At 48.5% G+C, this 21,489-nt stretch carries 14 protein-coding genes; 8 read left to right on the top strand and 6 right to left on the bottom strand.

Annotated features, from left to right (window positions below; translation table 11 throughout):
* Positions 1 to 51 precede the first annotated feature (51 nt).
* The gene (locus HF638_RS11200; RefSeq protein WP_169480265.1) at positions 52 to 1,047 is read right to left on the bottom strand and encodes an LCP family protein; all 996 of its coding nucleotides are present in this window, start codon (positions 1,045 to 1,047) and stop codon (positions 52 to 54) included.
* 184 nt (positions 1,048 to 1,231) lie between these two features.
* Between HF638_RS11200 and HF638_RS11195 the strand changes: the two genes are divergently transcribed.
* From HF638_RS11195 to HF638_RS11170, 6 genes are all read left to right on the top strand, one after another.
* Positions 1,232 to 1,783 (top strand): undecaprenyl-diphosphatase, encoded by a 552-nt coding sequence (locus HF638_RS11195; protein WP_169480264.1) that lies wholly within the window; start codon positions 1,232 to 1,234, stop codon positions 1,781 to 1,783.
* 212 nt (positions 1,784 to 1,995) lie between these two features.
* Entirely contained in the window at positions 1,996 to 3,735 is a 1,740-nt protein-coding gene (locus tag HF638_RS11190; RefSeq protein WP_248278110.1) for a methyl-accepting chemotaxis protein, read from the top strand.
* Between the two features lie 415 nt (positions 3,736 to 4,150).
* The gene (locus HF638_RS11185) at positions 4,151 to 7,072 is read left to right on the top strand and encodes a glycoside hydrolase family 9 protein (protein ID WP_481856153.1); all 2,922 of its coding nucleotides are present in this window, start codon (positions 4,151 to 4,153) and stop codon (positions 7,070 to 7,072) included.
* Between the two features lie 94 nt (positions 7,073 to 7,166).
* Positions 7,167 to 10,442, top strand: a complete 3,276-nt coding sequence (locus tag HF638_RS11180) for a glycoside hydrolase family 48 protein (protein ID WP_169480263.1) — start codon at positions 7,167 to 7,169, stop codon at positions 10,440 to 10,442.
* A gap of 182 nt (positions 10,443 to 10,624) precedes the next feature.
* On the top strand, positions 10,625 to 11,824 hold the full coding sequence (locus HF638_RS11175; RefSeq protein WP_169480262.1) for a right-handed parallel beta-helix repeat-containing protein: 1,200 nt from the start codon (positions 10,625 to 10,627) through the stop codon (positions 11,822 to 11,824).
* Positions 11,825 to 12,160: 336 nt separating this feature from the next.
* Positions 12,161 to 12,955, top strand: a complete 795-nt coding sequence (locus HF638_RS11170; RefSeq protein ID WP_169480261.1) for a C40 family peptidase — start codon at positions 12,161 to 12,163, stop codon at positions 12,953 to 12,955.
* A 128-nt stretch (positions 12,956 to 13,083) separates the two neighbouring features.
* On the opposite strand, the gene HF638_RS11165 is transcribed toward HF638_RS11170, so the two are convergent.
* Positions 13,084 to 13,992 carry an ArsR family transcriptional regulator gene (locus HF638_RS11165; RefSeq protein ID WP_169480260.1) on the bottom strand — a complete coding sequence of 303 codons (909 nt, stop codon included), beginning with the start codon at positions 13,990 to 13,992 and terminating at the stop codon, positions 13,084 to 13,086.
* A 178-nt stretch (positions 13,993 to 14,170) separates the two neighbouring features.
* On the opposite strand from HF638_RS11165, the gene arfA reads away from it, so the two are divergent.
* Positions 14,171 to 15,676, top strand: a complete 1,506-nt coding sequence (gene arfA, locus HF638_RS11160) for an arabinosylfuranosidase ArfA (protein WP_169480259.1) — start codon at positions 14,171 to 14,173, stop codon at positions 15,674 to 15,676.
* 115 nt (positions 15,677 to 15,791) lie between these two features.
* Here arfA and HF638_RS11155 read toward each other — a convergent pair whose 3' ends face one another.
* A complete protein-coding gene (locus HF638_RS11155; protein WP_169480258.1) occupies positions 15,792 to 16,544 on the bottom strand; it encodes an MBL fold metallo-hydrolase in 753 nt (250 codons plus the stop codon).
* Positions 16,545 to 16,675: 131 nt separating this feature from the next.
* Between HF638_RS11155 and HF638_RS11150 the strand changes: the two genes are divergently transcribed.
* Complete coding sequence (locus tag HF638_RS11150; protein ID WP_169480257.1) at positions 16,676 to 17,107, top strand: Lrp/AsnC family transcriptional regulator; 432 nt, start codon at positions 16,676 to 16,678, stop codon at positions 17,105 to 17,107.
* A 38-nt stretch (positions 17,108 to 17,145) separates the two neighbouring features.
* Here HF638_RS11150 and HF638_RS11145 read toward each other — a convergent pair whose 3' ends face one another.
* The 3 genes from HF638_RS11145 to HF638_RS11135 all read right to left on the bottom strand — a co-directional run bounded on the left by HF638_RS11145 (position 17,146) and on the right by HF638_RS11135 (position 21,304).
* Positions 17,146 to 17,646, bottom strand: a complete 501-nt coding sequence (locus HF638_RS11145) for a hypothetical protein (protein ID WP_169480256.1) — start codon at positions 17,644 to 17,646, stop codon at positions 17,146 to 17,148.
* Between the two features lie 105 nt (positions 17,647 to 17,751).
* A complete protein-coding gene (locus HF638_RS11140) occupies positions 17,752 to 19,569 on the bottom strand; it encodes an ABC transporter ATP-binding protein (RefSeq protein WP_169480255.1) in 1,818 nt (605 codons plus the stop codon).
* Positions 19,562 to 21,304, bottom strand: coding sequence for an ABC transporter ATP-binding protein (locus HF638_RS11135; RefSeq protein WP_169480254.1), 1,743 nt, complete (start codon positions 21,302 to 21,304; stop codon positions 19,562 to 19,564). Before HF638_RS11135 ends, HF638_RS11140 begins: the two co-directional genes overlap by 8 nt.
* Positions 21,305 to 21,489: the final 185 nt, after the last annotated feature.

Genomic DNA, 21,489 nt, shown 5'->3' with positions numbered 1-21,489 from the left:
AAAAAAAGACGGCTTCGGCCGTCTTTTCTGTTGATATAATTCATGCTTGTTTTAGTTCTGCTCTTCTGATGATGGAGTCTCGGAGGACGTGACATCTTCTTCAAACAGTTTCTGAATATAGGACTGGAGTTTGGTTACATCAACACCCAGTACCTGAGCTGAGCCGACCAGTTCATTGGTGAGCAGCTTGTTCGGTGGAATCTGCTGCTGATCGATATCGTTCACATGGATATCGAAGCCTAGTGATGCGAGTTTTAACATTTGTGTTGGACTAAGATCCGTCTCAATGTAGGGAGCGATGGCTTCCAGGATATCCGGGATTTTGAAGAGCGACGTGGTGCTCTGCATCTTCTTGGCCAGCTCGGTCATGAAGATCCGCTGCCGTTCGGTACGCGTAAAATCCGAGGTGGCATCATGCCGGAACCGAACATATTGAAGGGCGGTCTTGCCGTCCATATGTTGCAATCCTTTTTTCAAATCAATGTCGTACATATGTTTATCCGCTTTACTGGTGTAATACATGTCTTTCTCCACATCAATCTCAATACCGCCTACCGCATCAACGAGAGCCATGAAACCTGTGAAGTCTGTGTAGACATAATGCTGAATGGGAATGCCGAGCAGATCACTGACGGTTTGTTTGGTCAGCTCCGCACCGCCGTAGGAAAAGGCTGCATTGAGCCTGCTCTTGCCATGCCCGGGAATGGCGACATAGGTATCACGCAGTACGGAGAACAGGTGGGCTTTCTTGGTGACCGGATCAATGGAAGCGACCATGACCGAGTCTGAACGTCCTGCATCATCACCTCTGGAGTCTCCACCAAGCAATAGTATGTTTACCCGTTCCTGGCCTTCCCATCTGGGAATCGTTGTCGTTGGAGTGTCTGAATCGCTGCCTGTGCCCGAAGAGGAAGAATCGGATGAAGTCCCGGAAGCAGTTGAGATGCTATTGGCAAAATGAACAATCGAATATCCGTAATATACAACGACACCTGTGACAGCAAGTGCCAGGGTCAGGGCTGTACCCCATAACCATTTTTTAAGCATAATCTTCACCTTTCTATGATTGAACTGATATGTAACCCAAACTAGTTTAACAAAAAGAAAGCAAAATGTCCTCTTTGATTTCGTAACTTCGGTCGAGAGGTGGATTGTTTGACAAATAGTTAGTGTATATTTATTATGTAAAAAATAATCTTGTTTTGTGTAATGGAGGTATTAAAAGCTACTTATGAATCAATCCATATTTAATTGGATCAATCAGTTTGCAGACCGAATTCCGTTTCTGGACTGGTTTATGATTACATCTTCCGAGTATGCGGTCTGGATCATGATCGCACTGCTCGTTATTGTATGGTTTCTCGGCGATCCATCGAAACAGCGAATTGTTTTCTATGCCTGTGTAGCGTCCATTGTAGCGCTAGTCCTGGCCAAATGGGGCATATCACCAGCAGTGGGCCATCCGAGGCCTTTTGTGGAAGGGCCAGTACATCAGCTGGTAGCCCATGTACCCGATCCTTCTTTTCCAAGTAAACATGCTTCCTTTGTATTTGCCCTTGCGGCTGCTTCATTCTTCATTGGACGCCGCTTCGGGTTATGGATGCTGTTACTTGCTGTGTTGACAGGGGTATCTCGTGTATATGTAGGTGTGCATTATCCTGGAGATATTCTGGGCGGATTCCTTCTGGGCAGTCTAATCAGTGTAATTTTGATTACGACCCGCAATTACACCAAGTCGATTCCCAACTTCTTCATTAACATACACCGACGTGTTTTTCGTTAGCGTCTGAACGTAATGTGTGGCGAAAACGTGATGGTTTTGTTCAATAAAGAAGTCTCTTATCTCTGGTTCTGCCAAAGATGTGAGGCTTCTTTTGCGTTATATGCGGAGTTACATGAAATTTATAGAAATAGAATTCTAACATCTACAATTCATGACGATAGGTGTCGATATACTATTTATATGTATATGTATTATTTTGAGGAGTGGGAAACATGGAAGACACGCGGGGGAATATGTTGGGGAAATTGAAGTTAACGATTCGAGGCAAGTTACTGACTGGTTTTCTCATAGTCGTGGCATTGTTGATTATTGTAAGTGGTTATGCGTTAATACAGATCCATAATATGTCAGGCAAAGCGAATGAAGTGGATCAGACCTGGATGCCGAGTGTAAGCCTGCTGGGGATGATGAATGGTGATGTTTCGGATGTAGAGCGTTTGGCGCTGGCGATTATCGTTGAACAGGACGAAGACGAAAACGTTAAGTTAAATGAAGCGTTACAGCTACTCCTCACCAAGATTGAAGATGAAAGAGTACAACTGCAAACGTACCTTACAGGCAATGAAGCAGCACTTAAGATGTACAATGAGAACTTCAGTGCGAATTATGATGCCTATCTGGAAAAAATGCCTGCATTCATCGAATTGGGTCTGGACAACGACTATGCGGGAGCAAGCAGCCTTCATACCGAGGCTTATCCAATGTGGTACACAGCTAACGACACACTTGCCCAGTTGATTAACTTGAGCAATGCAGGATCGGACGCGGCAACGAATGAGTCTGTTGTATTAGCAGAGAATACATTTAATGTAATTCTGGCAGTGACGATTTTTGCATTCCTGGTTGCTGTATTCATTGCATTCTTCATTGCAAGCATCATCTCACGTCCAATCAAAAAAATGAATGAAGCAGCCATGGCTATTGCCAATGGTGATCTGACGGGTGAGACAATTGTACTGAAGAACAGGGATGAACTAGGAACGCTGGCGGCTTCTTTCAATACCATGAGTGGCAATTTGCGCTCGATGATTGAATCGGTATCAGTAACCTCTGAGCAGGTAGCGGCTTCATCGGAAGAGCTTCTTGCAAGTGCAGAGCAAAATACTCAAGCCTCGGAACAGATTTCAGAAACGGTTGAGGAACTGGCTGTGGGCACGTCAGATCAGGTTGATATTGTGAAGCGTTCTTCACAGGCGATGAATGAGATGGCTCTCGGATCAGAACAGATTGCCGAGCTTGCTCAGAGTGTATCGGTATCGGCTGTAGATGCGGCGAATCAATCTTCTGAAGGAAACATGATTATTCAACAAGCGGTGGAACAGATGGGTTCTGTTCGAAACTCCATTGCTTCGCTGACAGAGCTGGTTACAGGGCTGGGGGAACGTTCAGCAGAGATTGGCACGATTACCGAAGTGATCAACAACATTGCCCGGCAGACCAATCTGCTTGCACTGAATGCAGCCATTGAAGCCGCACGAGCGGGAGAGCATGGACGTGGTTTCGCCGTCGTTGCGGGAGAAGTACGGAAGCTGGCTGAGGAATCCTCCACTTCTGCGCAAAGAATTACGGATCTCGTACAATTGATTCAGAAAGATACGGATCATGCTGTTGAGGCTGTTAAAGTGAACAGCAGTGAGACGGAAGCCGGAATCGAGATGGTTACTGCGGCAGGACAAGCATTCGAACAGATCTCGGATGCGGTCAACAAAGTAGCGGGTGAGATTCAGGAAGTATCTGCAGGTTCAGAGGAAATGTCGGCGAGTACAACTGAGGTTGTAGGATATGTGAGTCAGATCTCCAACATTGCCGGAGAAGCAGCAGGCGGGGTGCATAATGTATCTGCCGCAACCCAACAGCAGCTGGCTTCGATGGAAGAGATTGCATCATCCGCAGGTTCTTTATCCAAGATGGCTGAAGAACTGCAGGAGCAAATTAACAAATTCAAAGTGTAACCAATGAGATGTCCTGACACATGGTGATGTGCAGGGATGCACAGGCTGGATGGTCAGAAATGCCATTTGGTTTGTGGTGCTGGTTATAGCAATGATAAGAAGCTGTTTCTCTAACACGCATATGCGTCAGAGAAGCAGCTTTTTTTGTCGCATGATGCCGAGCAGGTCACAACAATGTTATTTTAGAAGTCACCAACGCTTATATTGCAAGTTAAACAAAAGACTATAATGGTAATTAATGGTGGAAGTTACGCGGAGTTACACCATGGGGAGGAGCGGATACCATTCGCAGTCCAGAGTAATGCATACGGAACATTCATGAAGAGGAGATGAATAGTTGAACATGAAGGGGAGCTGGTGGAGACGAGTCGCTATGATTGCGTTATCGGCAGGACTACTAGCAGGCAGTTTATCGATGGGTACTGGACTTCGTAAGGCGGATGCGGCCGCCGGAAACCAGAACTATGCTGAAGCACTGCAAAAGGCCATCTATTTCTATGAGGCGCAGCGTTCGGGTCCATTACCAGCGAACAATCGAGTCGAATGGCGTGGCAATTCGGGCATGCAGGATGGGGCTGATGTAGGTGTTGATCTGACCGGGGGATGGTATGATGCCGGAGATCATGTGAAATTCGGATTACCGATGGCGTATTCTGCTACCATGCTAGCCTGGTCCGTCGTGGAATACCGCGAAGGATATGAGCAGGCAGGGCAACTGGAGGAGATTAAGGATAATATCAAGTGGGCCACAGACTATTTTATGAAAGCGCATACGAAACCAAATGAATTATGGGGACAAGTCGGAGCCGGGAATACGGATCACGCCTGGTGGGGCCCGGCTGAAGTGATGCAGATGAACCGACCGGCCTTTAAGATTGATGCTTCCTGTCCGGGCAGTGACCTGGCGGGAGAAACTGCGGCATCACTGGCAGCTGCTTCGATTGTATTTGCCGATGATGATCCTGTGTATGCTGCGAAGTTGCTTCAACATGCGAAGGAACTGTATCACTTTGCTGATACTTACCGGGGGAAATACTCCGATTGTATTACTGATGCACAATCGTTCTATAACTCGTGGTCCGGATATTATGATGAGCTGGCATGGGGTGGGGCATGGCTTTATTTAGCCACTAATGATAGCGCTTACTTGTCCAAAGCCATTGCGGCCACCAATCAGTGGTCTTCCAGTGGAGGTGCCGCCAATTGGCCATATACCTGGACACAAGGCTGGGATACCAAAAACTACGGTGCCCAGATTTTGCTGGCGCGTATTACGTCCAGTCTGAACATGCCGGAAGCTGCAAGCTTTATTCAATCTACCGAGCGTAACCTGGATTATTGGTCTGTCGGAACCAATGGACAGAGAGTCAGATACACACCAGGAGGTCTGGCGTGGCTGGATCAGTGGGGCTCGCTCCGGTATGCCGCCAATGCATCTTTTATCTCGTTTGTCTATTCCGACTGGGTTAGTGACCCTGTGAAAAAAGCAAGATATCAGGATTTTTCCGTCTCACAAATGAACTACATTCTGGGCGATAATCCACGTCAGAGCAGTTATGTGGTGGGATACGGGCAAAATGCACCCCAGCATCCACATCACCGGACCGCTCACGGATCTTGGGTGAACAATGAGGATGTCCCGACGAATCACCGCCATATTCTGTATGGTGCCATGGTAGGTGGCCCAGATGCATCGGATGGGTATACCGATGATATCGGGGATTATGTGAGCAATGAGGTGGCAACGGACTATAACGCCGGATTCACTGGTGCGCTGGCCAAAATGAATCTGCTATTTGGTCAGAATCATCAGCCCCTTGCGAACTTCCCTGCACCTGAGGTGAAGGGTGATGAGTTCTTTGTAGAGGCTGCTGTTAAATCATCCGGTTCCAATTATACGGAAATCAGGGCACAGCTTAATAATCGTTCCGCTTGGTCTGCCCGTATGGGAGATCAACTGTCCTTTAAGTATTTCCTTGATTTGAGCGAGGTATATGCTGCTGGACGTACTGTATCAGACGTGCAAGTTACAACCTCCTATACAGAGGGGGCGATGGTATCCCAACCGGTTGTGGTGAATGCAGCCCAGCATATCTATGCCATTACGGCGAACTTCGGTAATACGAAGATCTATCCGGGTGGAGAGGGGAACTATCGTAAAGAAGTGCAGTTTCGTATTACAGGCCCGCAGGGCGCATGGAATGCAAGCAATGATCATTCGTTCCAGACGTTGACTACAGGCAATCCTGTGAAGAGCGTATACCTTCCAGTCTATGATGCAGGGGTGAAGGTGTATGGGCAGGAGCCTAGTGTTACACCGGTCACGGTTCCGGGCGCACCTGCTGGTGTGCAGGCTGTGGCAGGTAGCAATCAGGTTAGCTTGACCTGGGCTGCTGCATCCGGGGCCGAATCATATACGGTGAAACGTTCTGAGGTGAGTGGAGGACCGTATACATCTGTCGCGACCGGTGTCAGTGGATTGACCTATACGAACACGGGACTGACGAACGGGAAGGCTTATTATTATGTGTTGACCGCCGTGAATGCTGCCGGGGAATCACCGGGTTCTGTACAGGTGTCGGCTACGCCGCAAGCAGCAACGACGGTGCCGGGAGCACTGACTTTAAGTGGAGTGGCTGGCAATGCGCAGTCAGTCTTGACCTGGACAGCAGCTTCGGGTGCTACTAGCTATAAGGTGCAACGTTCGGCGGCAGGCGGGGCATATGCGGATGTGGCAACCGGATTGTCCGTGCTGACTTACGCCGATACGACAGCCGTGAATGGTACCACGTACAATTACCGGATTGCAGCAGTGAATGCGAACGGACAGACGCTGTCCAATGTCCTGGCACTGACGCCTTCTGCACCTCCGGTGACGACCGGTACACTCGAAGTGCAGTACCGCAGCGGAGGGTCCGGGAATTCGAGCAATGCAGTGACCCCGCAGTTCAATGTGAAGAATACCGGAACACAGGCGATTGATCTCAGTACCGTGAAGATCCGATATTATTTCACCAAGGATGGTGCGGAGAACATGACCTTCTGGTGTGATTATGCCCAGATGGGTACGGCCAATATCGAAGGGACTTTTGTCGCAGTGAATCCGGCGAAGGGTACAGCAGACACGTATCTGGAGATCAGCTTCAAGTCCGGAGCGGGCAGTTTGGCCGCGGGAGCAGAGACCGGCGTGATCCAGGCACGCTTTTCCAAAAATAATTGGAGCAATTTCGATCAAAGTAATGACTATTCCTATGACGCTACCAAGACGGCCTTTACCGCTTGGAACAAGGTAACCGGGTATCAGGGAAGTACCAAAATATGGGGATTGGAGCCGTAACTGACTGAATGTCATAAGTCGAAGAGCAGCATGGGCAGACCAACAGCAACAGCGTTTATATTTAATTTCCACTATTCCAGGGAGGTATATATCCATGTTGAAATCAGCTGCGAAAAAAAGTTTAACAGCCATGCTGGCGGGAACCGTCATGTTGACCGGATACACCGGACTCTGGGCAGGGCCGCAAACGGCACATGCCGCAGACCAGGCCATCGAGATTCAGTCAGACAGCATCAATGAAGCCCGGTTTTTGCAATTGTATGATCAGTTGAAATATCCGGCGAACGGATATTTTTCTCCAGAGGGCATTCCTTATCACTCCATTGAAACGCTGCTCAGCGAGGCTCCGGATCATGGGCACATGACGACATCAGAGGCGTATAGTTACTGGCTATGGTTGGAGACAATGTACGGTCACTACACGGGGGATTGGTCCAAACTGGAAGCGGCATGGGATAGTATGGAAAAATATATTATCCCGGTCAATGAAGGCGATGGCAATGAAGAGCAACCTACCATGAGTTATTACAATCCGAATAGCCCTGCCACGTATGCAGCGGAAAAACCTTTCCCGGATCAATATCCATCGGCGATTAATGGACAATATGCAGCAGGGAAGGACCCGCTGGATGCGGAGTTTAAAGCAGCTTATGGGAACAATCAGACCTATCTGATGCACTGGTTGCTGGATGTGGATAATTGGTACGGGTATGGGAACCTGTTGAATCCATCTCATACGGCTGCCTATGTGAATACGTTCCAGCGTGGGGAGCAGGAGTCCGTGTGGGAAGCGATTCCGCATCCGTCTCAGGATAATAAAACATTTGGGAAGCCGAACGAAGGATTCATGAGCCTGTTCACGAAAGAAACGCAGGTACCATCAGCGCAGTGGCGTTATACAAATGCAACCGATGCAGATGCACGTGCAGTACAGGTGCTGTACTGGGCGAAGGAGATGGGATACACCAATACGGCGTATCTGGATAAGGCGAAGAAGATGGGCGACTATCTGCGATATGGGATGCACGACAAGTACTTCCAGAAGATCGGCAGTGCGAAGAACGGTACACCAACTCCGGGCACAGGCAAGGATTCCAACATGTATCTCATGGCCTGGTATACGTCATGGGGCGGTGGCTTGGGTCAAGGTGGGGATTGGGCTTGGCGGATTGGTGCGAGTCATACGCATCAGGCATATCAAAATCCGGTCGCGGCATATGCCTTGTCTGATCCGGCAGGTGGCCTGATACCCAAATCAGCTACAGCAAAGGCAGACTGGAATGCATCCTTGAAGCGTCAACTGGAGTTCTACACATGGTTACAATCCCATGAAGGAGCGATTGGCGGGGGAGCAACGAACAGTCTGGATGGTTCATACAAAGCCTATCCGGCAGGCGTAAGTACATTCTATGATATGGCTTATCAGGAGGCACCTGTATATCGTGACCCGGATTCCAACACATGGTTTGGATTCCAGGCATGGTCGCTGGAACGTGTAGCTGAAATGTATTATATTCTCGCTGAGAGTGGAGATCTGAGTTCCGAGAACTTCCAGATGGCCAAAAAAGTCATTACCAAGTGGATCGACTGGTCCAAGGATTATGTATTTGTAGATGAGCGTCCAGTGACGGATGCCCAAGGGTACTATCTGAACGCAGCAGGAGGGCGAATTCTTGGTGGTCTGAATGCCCAGGTGGCGACAACTCCAGCCCCAGGAGAGTTCTGGATTCCAGGCAGTCAGGAGTGGCAAGGTCAACCGGATAAATGGAATGGCTTCAGTTCCTTTACGGAAAATCCGAACTTCCGTGTGGTCACCAAAGATCCTGCGCAGGATACAGGGGTTCTGGGAAGTTACATTAAGGCACTGACTTTCTTTGCCGCAGGAACCCAGGCAGAGAATGGAACGCTCAGTGCCAAAGGTCAGGAAGCGAAGGATCTGGCTGAGACACTGCTGGATACGGCGTGGGATTACAATGATGGCGTGGGGATTGTAACGGAAGAAGTGCGTAAAGACTACTTCCGCTTCTTCGCGAAGGAGATCTATATCCCGGCGAACTGGTCTGGAACCTTTGGTCAAGGCAACACGATTCCAGGTACAGCAGGTGTACCTTCTGATCCGGCAAAAGGTGGCAACGGCGTATACATTGGATACTCCGATCTGCGTCCAGCTATCAAGCAAGATCCGGCATGGGCTTACCTGGATAATCTGTACAAAACGTCGTATAATCCGACAACGAAAACATGGGAAAATGGCGCACCCACCTTTACGTATCACCGTTTCTGGTCACAGGTGGATATGGCTACAGCGTACGGCGAGTATGATCGTCTCCTCGGAGATTCTGATAGTCCGGAAGTGGAAGTACCCGCTGCTCCTGCTGGTGTAACAGCAACTGGAGGAAGCGAGCAAGTGGTTCTGAATTGGAACGCAGCCGCTGGTGCAGCCTCGTATACCGTGAAACGTGCAGAAGTGAACGGTGGTCCTTATACGCCTGTAGCGACAGGGGTCACAGGATCAACATTCACGGACACAGGCTTGATCAACGGCACAACATATTATTATGTCATCACGGCGGTGAATGCCGTAGGTGAGTCCGCACCGTCAACACAGGCATCTGCAACACCACTGGCAGGTATCATTGTGCCAGGCGCTCTCACCCTTTCAGGAACAGCTGGTAATGCTCAGGCAGTACTGACATGGACAGCATCGACTGGAGCAGCGACTTACAAAGTACAACGTTCGGTGGGTAGCGGACCATATGCGGATCTGGCAACAGGTTTGACCGCACTGACGTATAGCGATGCTACAGCGGTGAATGGTACGGCTTACAATTACAGAGTTGTTGCCATTAATACGAGTGGTCAGACAAATTCGAATGTACTGGTGCTGACACCATTGGCACCTCCAGTTACAACGGGAACACTTGAAGTACAATACCGTAATGGTAGTTCAGGAACTTCGGGCAATGCGATTACACCACAGTTTAACGTGAAGAATACGGGCACAACGGCTGTGGACTTGAGCAAAGTGAAGGTCCGGTATTATTTCACGAAGGACAGTGCCGCTGATCTGAGTTTCTGGTGTGATTATGCACAGATTGGCAGTGGTAACGTGGAAGGACATTTTGTTTCCGTAGATCCGGCCAAGGGCACGGCAGATACGTATCTGGAGATTGGATTCAAACCGGGTGCTGGCAGCTTGGCTGCGGGTGCCGAGACTGGAATCATCCAGGGACGTTTTTCGAAAAACAACTGGACGAATTTTGATCAAACGAATGATTATTCCTTTGATTCCACCAAAACGGCCTTCAGTGCCTGGACGAAAGTGACAGCTTATCAGGATGGCGCCAAGGTATGGGGGATTGAACCTTAAACGAGCTGTTCGACTAGAAGAAGTCGGGTAATGATACGAACGATACAGGTTAAGCCGGGGAGAAATCCCTGGCTTTTTCTTTTTTTTTATAAAATACTTCAAATTTGAATGATCTTGACCGAAGAATATAAAGGGTAATTATGTAAGTAATTCAACTATTTTAAATGAGAGGAAGGTTGAGTATGTTTAATGTTTTTGGGAAAAAGATTCGAATCAGCTTGTTGCTTACCATTGTTATTACGTTTGTTCTTCAGGATTTCACAGGAGGTATCCACGTCGCGGAAGCAGCGGGTAACGTCATTAAAGCCACGGACTTAGGCGTGAAGGTCAACTCCAAATCTTCACAAACGAAGGAAATTCAAAATGCATTGAAGTATTTCTATGACCGGGGCGTAGAGGGAACGGTTCATTTTCCAAAAGGGACATATCTGGTAGACGAATCCATTCGTCTATATGCAGGAGTAAGTCTGTCCGGTGACGGAATAGGGCAAACGATATTTAAGAAAACCGGATCAGCGGGCCAATATGTTATTGGTAATCCCATTTTGCGCAACAATGATGCACGGCTTAACATCAAGTTATCCGATATCACCATCGACGCAGATCGTACGAATCGCGAGGCCCGTGGGGAGAGTCAGGTAGGCGGAATCATTATGGATATGGCTGTCTCTCACCTCACACTGGATCGTATCGAGATTCGGGATACAACGATTGGTGCACTACTTCGCAGAACGAAGGATTCGGAGATTATCAATAGCCGTTTTGACCGAAACAATGGACATGCCATTGCGACAGGACACGAGAGTTATCCAGCAGGTGAGTTCACGAATGTCAAAATTATGAATAACCAAATTACCAATTCAGGTGGGGGCAGTGGCATCAATCTGTCACGTGCAACCTTCACAACGGTATCCGGGAATCAGATTATTAATAAAACTCATCAAACGGATGGATACGCAGGTATTCGCATTCCCAATGAAGGTGCCAACAACACGATTAATAACAATGTCATTGAGAATTATCCACGTGGAATCTTTGTACTAACGGGTGCGACGGGTAACCAAGTATACGAAAATACGATCATTAATGCATCCTTGCAGGCTATTCTGGTTGAATCGAACAAGAATACATTCACGAGCAATACCATTTTCCAAAGAAACGCTGCGCTGAAACCCGATGCAATCATTCGACTGGCTAATGCCAACAACAACAAGCTCATTGGTAACGAGATGACGACGAACGCTGGGTTTTCCGGGATTGGCATACGTACCACTGCATCTAGCAACAATGAGATCCGAAATAATGTAACCGACACCGCTGGCAAATCGATCAGTATCGAGGGTGGAAGCAAAAATGTGAACACGGGGAACCGTAATCGGTAAATGAACCATAGTAATGTTTACCATATTTGCGATATTAAACATTAAAAACTAGTTCTTATGACGCATGTCCTGGATGAGAATTGGCCTAGCTCTTATACCGTGGAAAAATGAAGTATATCAAATAGTTACAATAATTTAACCTTTGAAAAAGAAGGGATCAGCAGTGTTTTTTACCAGCATCTGATGGACAGACCCTGATACTTAGTGCTCAAGTGTGCCTATATCAATACAGGACTTTCGACTGATGAACGTTATGGATAGCCCGTTTACAATGAGGCAAGCCCGGGAGAACCAAGCCAGGTTAAAATTCTGTAACATCAGGGGGAACTCGACATCATGAACTGGAAGAAAACCATTATTACGGCAAGTGTCACAGCAACGATGCTGATGGGAAGTCTGACGACAGGAGCACTAACGGCACAGGTATCGGCAGCTGCTGTTAACAATTCACAAGTAAAAGTAATCTGGGGCGTAAACCTGCGCACATCACCTACTTCTTCTGCGAAGATTGTTCGCATGGTCGCTAAAGGGGAAACGGTAACGGTGCTTCAGCAATCCGGTTCGGATTGGTATAAGATTAAGGATTCTGCTAACCGGACAGGCTACATATCTTCTTCATCCAAATACACACAAGCTGTTAGTGGTAGCACAAGCGGATCGGGTTCAAATAGTGGTACATCGGAAACCGGCAATGCGTCTGTGGAAAAAGTGATTGCGGCGGGAATGAAATATTGGGGTACACCGTATGAATTCGGCGCTAGTCGCAGCAGTACAGCTACTTTTGACTGTTCCAGCTTTGTACGTCAGGCCTTCATCGATGCACTTGGCATCAAGCTTCCAGCGGATTCTCGCAAACAAGGAGCCTATGTGAAGGAAAAGGGTGCGGTTCAGACCAACTGGAAAAACCTGAAACGCGGCGATCTGATGTATTTCATGTCGTATAAAGGTAGCTCTGCATCATCGTATTCCAGCGTTAATAAATCTAGCGCAACCATTACCCACACAGGGATTTACCTGGGCGACGGAAAAGTATTACACACATATTCAAACGCTGGCGGTGGTGTAACAACTAGTGATATCTCCGGCAAACACTGGGAGTACCGCTTCCTGTTTGGTGGCAGTGCGCTGTAGGTTAGAACAAGAACCCTCTTAGATATTCCGCGTATGTTCATATGAATTATGCATATAAAACACCTTCCATTCTGCCTTTGACGGGCGAGTGGAAGGTGTTTTTGGTGTTATTTAATATTCCGATCAACTCAATCCTGATAGTACAGTCGGAACAGGATATCCTGGTTGTAGTTGCCGAATCCCTCACCATACAAGGTCAGACCGCCCACATGCTGGGCGTCTTCTTCCACCGAGAGACGCAAGGTCCATTGGTTTCGTTCCACCGGAATATCCGCGAGTGTGATTTCGGACAAGTGCTGTCCATCAATAAACGTACCTTCATTCGTAATTCGAAGCACCTTAAGCATGCCATATTGATTGACACTGTCACTCCACCATTCGGGGGTGAACATGCCGCGTCCGTTGCCTGAATCTCCAGGGCTTGTCCATTCCCCCAATCGGATGCCATTAAGCATAAATGTAATATCTGAGGGCCAATTCGGATTCACCGAAGGGGCTTCTGATCCGATCTCTAGAGACAATTCAATGGCATTGATCTGTTGTCCGGATAAGATATAGTTTGGAATTTTGTACTCCACGAATCCACGACCAAACCACAGAATATGGGCATGCATGCGCTCGGGGTCGAGAAAATAACGAGGGTCATCGTACTGCCCAATGACCTGAGTGGATGTTGCCAGACCACATGTCGGATAGACGTCAAAATGAGTGTAGTGCCCAACAGGTATAGAAACCTCATGAAGCTTGCGGGATGTTCCGGTTTCCTGAGGCATCGAGATGCCAATCCAGTCTACAGCAAGGCTATTCATTTTATGTGTGCCGCCGTCTTTGCGTATCATTTTGGACTGGATAATACCCACATCTTGAAGTTTGCGGACATGCATGGTCACGATGGCACTACTCAGACCCAGTGAAGCAGCGAGGTCTTTCACATTCATCGGTGTCTCTGCAACAAGGCGGATGATCTGTAGACGAACTTCACTGGCGAGTGCTTCATATAGGGGTAGAAATTCAGCATCGGTATTTGCTCTGATCACAAGTGTTCCTCCATTTTCGCGTATTGAATTAAGTTAAACATAAATTCAGTGAAAAGAATAACATTTTGCAAAATTCCTGTTGAAATTAACGCTATAATCGATTTTAATATAAATATGAACGTTGATCCATAGAATATCAATTAATTTTTATATTAATCTTAGGGAGTTGAAATTCATTATGGAAAAAGCAAAAATGACGGTAGACAAGGATTTTACAATTGGCGTAGTTGATAAGCGTTTATACGGTTCATTCATTGAGCATCTCGGACGTGCCGTGTACGGTGGAATATATGAGCCTGGACACCCATCTGCGAACGAACAGGGTTTTCGCACGGATGTGCTGGAGATGGTGAAGGAGCTGCAAGTACCGATTGTACGTTATCCTGGGGGTAATTTTGTATCCGGTTACAATTGGGAAGATTCGGTTGGACCGGTGTCAGAACGCAAACGCAGATTGGAGCTGGCCTGGAGAACGATTGAGACCAATGAATTTGGCTTCAACGAATTCGTGGACTGGGCGAAACAGGCCAATTCTGAAGTGATGATGGCGGTCAATCTGGGAACACGGGGTACGGATGCAGCTCGCAACATTGTGGAGTACAGCAACCATCCGGAAGGTTCGTACTATAGTGATCTTCGCATCAAGCATGGATACAAGCAGCCTCATGCGATCAAAACATGGTGTCTGGGCAATGAGATGGATGGTCCTTGGCAGATCGGTCACAAAACGGCAGAAGAGTATGGACGATTAGCTGTTGAAGCGGCAAAAGTCATGAAGTGGACGGACCCGACGATTGAGCTGGTAGCCTGCGGAAGTTCGAACCTGAATATGCCGTCGTTCCCGGAATGGGAAGCAACGGTGCTCGATCATACGTATGATCACGTTGAGTATCTGTCCTTGCATCAGTACTACGGCAACCAGGAGCAAGATACGCCAACGTTCCTGGCACGCTCGCTTGAAATGGATCGTTTTATCGATACCGTGAAGGCGACTTGTGATTATATCAAAGCGAAGAAGCGCAGTAAGAAGACGATGTATCTGTCCTTTGATGAGTGGAATGTATGGTATCACTCCAATGAAAATGATTCGAAGATGGACCCGTGGCAGATTGCTCCACCACAGCTGGAAGATATCTACAACCACGAGGATGCACTGCTTGTCGGCTGTATGCTTATCAGCATGCTCAAACATGCGGATCGGGTCAAAATGGCCTGTCTGGCACAACTGGTTAACGTGATTGCACCGATCATGACAGATACGGGCGGTGGCTCATGGAGACAGACGATCTTCTATCCATTCATGCATACGTCCCTCTTCGGACGTGGAACAGCATTGGTGCCATTGATCCAGTCTCCAAAATACGATACAAAACAAATCACAGATGTTCCTTATCTGGAAGCTATTGCGGTTCATAACGAAGAGCAGGGTGAAGTGACTGTATTCGCAGTCAACCGTCATCTGGAAGAATCCCTTCCGCTGGAAGTGGATCTGCGCAGCTTCGGGAAGTGTACCGTGATCGAGCATATCGTGCTGGAAAGTGATGATCTCAAAGCAACTAATACAGCTGCACAACCGAACCGTGTCGCTCCTCATAACCGTGGAGGTGCAGTTATATCCGATACCCTGATCACGGCGAGCTTGGCAAAAGCATCATGGAACGTGATTCGTTTGAAAGTGCAGTAATGGATTAGCGTCTTCCTTGAATCCAAAAAAGCTGGGTGCGAGTTCATCGCATCCAGCTTTTTTTCGTTGTGTTTTATAGGAAAAGGAAAGCATGGGAGGTGCGTACGCGCTAAATTCAAAATTCAAAACTCTCGCCGTCGCGTGGAATGAGCACCTGACCATCCAACTGCTCGGATGCCAGATAAGTAGCCAGATCGGTGCGAGACACCACACAATGGTTAATCGCATCCATGTGCACAGCGATGACATGAGCCGACGGCGCATGGCGCTTCACGGCGACAATGTCAGGCCCGTCCATCGTAATGGGATCACCCTCCACGAAGCGAGCTCCTCCGGCGTTTAGGACAATGACTTCAGGGCTGTATTGGCGAATAGCCTCGGCGGGTTCTTCACACCAGATGGTATCCCCAGCGATATACGTGACAGGTTCTCCATTTGCTTCGAGTACAAAGCCGGACACCTTGCCCATACGTTCGCCGATTTCACCCGTACCATGACGCCCGGAAGTGCGGGCGAATCGAACAGAGTGATACTCATGCTTCTCATCTACAGCTGTTACATCCGTGAATCCAGCTTCCAGAAATGTGTTCTCGTCCCCAGGCTGGCAGATCAGCGGGATGTCCTTGCGAAACTGCTTCGCTGAGGCTTCATCCCAGTGGTCCAGATGGGTGTGTGTGATAATCAACAGATCCGGATTCAGATAATCCGTTTCGAGTTCAGGCAGACCGACTCTTGGGTTACGCAGCTCATTTGGTGTGTTTGGAAAAGCAGGCATGACTTCAGCGTCCATCAGCATCGGGTCGACGAGGATGTTCAGCCCTCCGAATTCCAGCCAGAGTGTAGCATGGCGAATCAATTGAATTTTCATTATATTTGCACTCCTTCAGGTTGTTTAATAGTATTACCCTATATGGTATACAACCCGTTTAACGTCGTACATAACATGATGAACGGAATTAGGCCACTCTAATTTCACTGTGAAAGGATTGCTGAAGCCACATGAATGAAACGATAGATGACACAGATATACGCATTCTGCAGATCCTGATAGAGGATGCCAAACGTTCTCATAAAGAGATTGGTGAAGAGGTGCATCTCACAGGACAGGCCGTCGGTGCAAGAGTGCGCAAGCTGCAAGATCTGGGTGTGATCGAAGGGTATACGGTAAAATGGAACCCGGAACGCCTAGGCCGCGGCCTTCAGGCTTTTGTTACGGTTTTTCTGAACTCCGGCGACAGACATGCCGCCTTTCGTGCATTCATCACTGAACGTGAGGACATCGTTGAAGTCCACCGTGTCAGCGGAGAAGGCTGTTATCTGATGCGGGTACAGACTGGCACCACAGAGCAGCTTGGCCTACTTCTTGAAGCATTGCTGCCTTACGGCAATTACAAAGTCAGCCTGTCCATAGGTGTTGAGAAATCACAGTGATATGTGGCGAGAAGCTTTGTCCTCATTCATCCTGATGCTCAACGATCCTGCTGCTGTTCCTGTAAAGTCCTCTGAAGCAAAGCTAAAGCCTGGTTCAGCTCTTTTTTGCTGAGTAGGTGATCAGTCTGAACGTGCGATCGTGTGCCGTCCTTCAGGTACAGGACGAACATGGGGGAGGCAGACAGGAGCCACTTACTGCGGGCAGGTGAGGCAAGTTCAACTTTGCGAATCCGGCTCCATGGAATTTTCCGTTTGCCAGTACGTATAGACTCATCATCCCAAGACAATAACACGGCAGGGTTTCGGGTTAGTCGAGACAGGAACATGAAGAACAATGGACCGATCAACCACATCCCCAGTACGGCTGCGATAGAATAGTATATGGTCTCCAGTCTTTCGGCTTGTCCATCCACGATGATCCACAACAGGATCACGCACAAGAGAAGGAACAGGAAGCATAAACTTCCTTTCCATAGAGCCGTGCTGCGTCGGTAACGAATCTGCTGACCGTTATGTTCAGATGTTACAGGTTGTTGCATAAGATACTCCTCCTCATCCACATTGCTGATCGATATGCCAAACGTGCCGCCTGCATGAGCAGAGCGGCATGTTCAACGTTCTTTGTTTACTATAACTCAGGTTCATTACCCTGATATAGCTGAATTTTTACCTGCATCACGTGCATGGGTGTACAAGTCAGCATACACACCTTTGGCTGCGATCAGTTCCTGGTGTGGGCCTTCCTCCATAATCTCACCATCCTCCATCACCAGAATTCGATCGGCATGCATCACCGTAGACAGGCGATGGGCAATGACAATGGTGGTGCGTCCCTTGGATACCGATTCCAGCGCCTGCTGCACGAGCTGTTCCGTGTGTGAGTCCAGATTGGCTGTTGCTTCATCCAGAATGAGCACGCGAGGCTGGAACACCACGATCCGGGCAAATGAGATCAACTGCCGCTCCCCGGCAGACAGACCGCTTCCGCGTTCCGACAAATGTGTATCATACCCTTGCGGCAAACGTGAAATCATCGCATGTGCTCCGACAAATCGGCAGGCCTCAATCGCCTGCTCTCGCGTAATATCCTCACGAAACATTCTCACATTATCAATAATGGAACCGGAGAACAGGAAGGGTTCCTGTTGAATCAGACCCACGATCCGATGAAGCTTGGCCTGCGGCAGATGCCGGATATCGGTGCCATCAATCTCGATACTGCCCTTGTCTACATCATAGAAGCGATTGAGCAGGGAGATCAGTGTACTTTTACCAGCGCCTGTTGTGCCCACGATACCTACCATTTCGCCCGGATAGAGGTGCAAGTTCATCTGCTGAATCAAGGGCCGGTCTGCCCGATAACCGAACGATACATCATTAAAATCAATCTGGCCCATTACACTCTGAGGTTCCAGTGACGAAGCCTGTTGAGGTTCGGGATCGGCAACTTCAGGCCGCGTATTCAGAATGTTCCAGATGCGATCCATCGATACGGTCGTGGACTGGAATGTATTCCATTGCATCGTAATCTGGTTAATCGGTTGAAAGAACTGACGGATATAGCTGATAAACGCATACAGTACACCGACTTGCAGGGACTCGCCCAGTACGGCGCGACCCCCAAGCCAGACCATCATGACCAGTGCCGCATTGCCAAGGATATCAAACGTCCGGTTGAATATGACATTGGAGCGGGCTTGAGCAATGTTGGCTTTCAGATGGTGCGCGTTTTGTTCCGAGAAGCGTTTCTTCTGTTCTTCTTCCTGGTGAAAAGCTTGAATCAGGAACATGCCGGACAAGTTCTCCGCCGTAAATGCGATCAGACGGGAGAGACGCGTACGGGCATTTTGATAAGCTTTTCGCAGTCGACTACGGAATAATACCGCAACCACCGCAATGACAGGCAGAACGATCAGGGAGTAACTCGCCAGCACCGGATCAAGTTGGAACATAAAGACGATAATCAGCACCAGCATCATGCCATCTCGAATCAGACTGAGCAGCACCTGGGTGAAGAAGCTGCTGATGGTTTCCGTATCACTGGATACGTTCGTGACCAGACTGCCGATATGAAAACGGTCAAAGAAGGACATGGACATTTTGGAGATATGCTTGAACAGGTCCTTTCTGATCCGGGATACAATGTTCTGTCCTACGTGCTGCAACAGATTGTTTTGGATATAGGTAAAAATAAAACTGATGACAGCCAGCCCAAGAAAGATGGCTGCGAGCTGAACGAGAAAGCCTACGCTGGTCTGGCCTATGGCCAGGTGATCATCGATAGCGATCTTCACCAGATAAGGTTGCAGCAGATCTGCCGATATGCCAAGCAGTGAGCAGAAGAAGATACCGGCAAAAGCCCATTTATGAGGTTTGGCATATGCCATCATGGCCTTAAACGAAGTTCGTTTACTCTGATCAGCCTCTGCATCTGGGTGAAGTTCAGCGTTATCGTTAGACATGATGTAATCCCTCCTCCTGCAAACGGTAGGTTGCCGCATACAATCCTTTGGCAGCCATCAGCTGAGCATGTGTACCTTGTTCAGCAACTCGCCCTTCATCCAGAACGATAATATCGTCTGCATGACGGACCGCGCTGATGCGATGAGAGATGATCAGCGTGGTTTTGCCTTTGCCGATCTCGCGCAGGCTGCGCAGAATGCCACTCTGGATGACAGCATCAACGGCGCTCATGCTGTCATCCAGAATAAGTAACTGTGCTTGCTTGATCAATCCCCTCGCCAGACTTGTACGTTGCCGTTGTCCACCTGATAACGTGAGTCCTCGTTCGCCAAGTAGGGTATCGAACCGATCGGGAAAACGGACAATATTATCATAGATCATGGCTTGGCGCGCACTATGCTCCACTGTATCCAGCGATACTTCTCGGTCGCTGAATGCGATGTTATCCCGGATGGTGGTACTAAACAGGAATCCATCCTGAGGGACATAGGCGATGCGCGATCTTAGACTTTCCAGCGACAGCTGCCGAATATCTGTACCATTGATGCGGATCGTTCCTTCAGGTGGTTCATATGTACGCAGCAATAGCTTAACGAGGGTACTTTTACCCGAGCCGGTCTTGCCTACAATGCCGACCGTTCGTCCCGCGCGGATATTCAGTTGAATGTTTTTGAGAGCAGGAGATGAACTGCCAGGGTAGGAGAAAGTTAGATTCTCCATGGTGATATCTTGTACGGTTTGGAGCGCTGTGGCTTCAGGAAGCTCACGCACATCGGCTACTTCGCTCAGCAGATCATTCACCCGTTCCAGGGATGCGCCTGAGCGCTGGACGGTATTGATGACATTACCGATCTGCTGAAGTGGTCCCATGATGATCCGCAGATATAACGTCAAGGCGACAAAACTTCCGAGCGTAATGGAATTCTGCATGGTCATAATACCACCGACAAGCAAAGAAACGACCAGTGAGATCGCTCCGAGCAGCGGGAGCAAAGCTTGAAACAAGGAAGACAGACGAACGAGTCGAAGCTGTTTGCTCTTGATCGCATCGACGGTGGTTCCAAAGCGTGCACGAGCACTATCTTCAATAGCAAACGTCTTGGTTACGCGAATGCCGCCCAACTGTTCTTCTGCGGATTCCGTCATGGTTGCAAGAGCTTCCTGTACGTCACGAGAGCGTTTGCGAATCCGTGGACCGAAAAACACGACCAGAAATGGGATCGCCAGCAAGGGTACAACACTGATCAGAATGAGCGTCAGCGGAATCCCGCTAAGCAGCATCATGACAATACAGGACAACAGCAGGAATGTTGCATTGGTCATGAGCGTAACGCCGTTAGATATCGCTTCACGTACAGAGGTCACGTCATTCATGACATAACTGAGCAGCTTTCCGTTCCCCTGTTTGGAGAAATAGTGTTCACTGAGTTCGGAAAACTTACTGAATATACGCTCACGCGTCATGAATTCGAAGCGTCGACCGAGCTTCATAATCATGAATTGTCCGGTGCCGAACAGTAGATTATACCCGATGGCAATAGCCAGCAGGGAAAGGCTGTACCCTACGACAGTCTGCATCTGGAGCGTATTCTGCATCAACTGATCCGTGAAACTGCCCAGTATGCGGGGCAAGGATGCCTGCCCGACATTGGATGCAATAATTAGAAGAACAGCAACCAGATAGACAGGCCAGTTCGATACAACGTAACCGCGAAGTAATCCTTTCTTGGACATAAGCATTGTTCTCCTTTTGGTATAGGTGAAGTCAGTCCAGCAGGTGGAGTCAAGAAAAGGGCCGACACCTGTTATTAGCGCGTCGTGCCCTCTTACTGTATGCGATCTGGTTTGCAGTTTATCCGTCATCCGATGGATTTCTCTATTCTTATTTTTGCGCTAATCCGAATGGATGTCAACGAAGC

Source organism: Paenibacillus sp. SZ31 (assembly GCF_012912005.1).
Lineage (GTDB): Bacteria > Bacillota > Bacilli > Paenibacillales > Paenibacillaceae > Paenibacillus.
Note: the sequence above shows the minus strand (reverse complement) of the source record. Positions and strands in the feature narration are given on the sequence as shown.

What these genes read in the sequence shown, in the direction of transcription:
- HF638_RS11200 (WP_169480265.1), bottom strand. Translation starts at nt 1,047, where the DNA reads ATGCTTAAAAAATGGTTATGGGGTACAGCCCTGACCCTGGCACTTGCT.
- HF638_RS11195 (WP_169480264.1), top strand. Translation starts at nt 1,232, where the DNA reads ATGAATCAATCCATATTTAATTGGATCAATCAGTTTGCAGACCGAATT.
- HF638_RS11190 (WP_248278110.1), top strand. Translation starts at nt 1,996, where the DNA reads ATGGAAGACACGCGGGGGAATATGTTGGGGAAATTGAAGTTAACGATT.
- HF638_RS11185 (WP_481856153.1), top strand. Translation starts at nt 4,151, where the DNA reads ATGGGTACTGGACTTCGTAAGGCGGATGCGGCCGCCGGAAACCAGAAC.
- HF638_RS11180 (WP_169480263.1), top strand. Translation starts at nt 7,167, where the DNA reads ATGTTGAAATCAGCTGCGAAAAAAAGTTTAACAGCCATGCTGGCGGGA.
- HF638_RS11175 (WP_169480262.1), top strand. Translation starts at nt 10,625, where the DNA reads ATGTTTAATGTTTTTGGGAAAAAGATTCGAATCAGCTTGTTGCTTACC.
- HF638_RS11170 (WP_169480261.1), top strand. Translation starts at nt 12,161, where the DNA reads ATGAACTGGAAGAAAACCATTATTACGGCAAGTGTCACAGCAACGATG.
- arfA (WP_169480259.1), top strand. Translation starts at nt 14,171, where the DNA reads ATGGAAAAAGCAAAAATGACGGTAGACAAGGATTTTACAATTGGCGTA.
- HF638_RS11155 (WP_169480258.1), bottom strand. Translation starts at nt 16,544, where the DNA reads ATGAAAATTCAATTGATTCGCCATGCTACACTCTGGCTGGAATTCGGA.
- HF638_RS11150 (WP_169480257.1), top strand. Translation starts at nt 16,676, where the DNA reads ATGAATGAAACGATAGATGACACAGATATACGCATTCTGCAGATCCTG.
- HF638_RS11145 (WP_169480256.1), bottom strand. Translation starts at nt 17,646, where the DNA reads ATGCAACAACCTGTAACATCTGAACATAACGGTCAGCAGATTCGTTAC.
- HF638_RS11140 (WP_169480255.1), bottom strand. Translation starts at nt 19,569, where the DNA reads ATGTCTAACGATAACGCTGAACTTCACCCAGATGCAGAGGCTGATCAG.
- HF638_RS11135 (WP_169480254.1), bottom strand. Translation starts at nt 21,304, where the DNA reads ATGTCCAAGAAAGGATTACTTCGCGGTTACGTTGTATCGAACTGGCCT.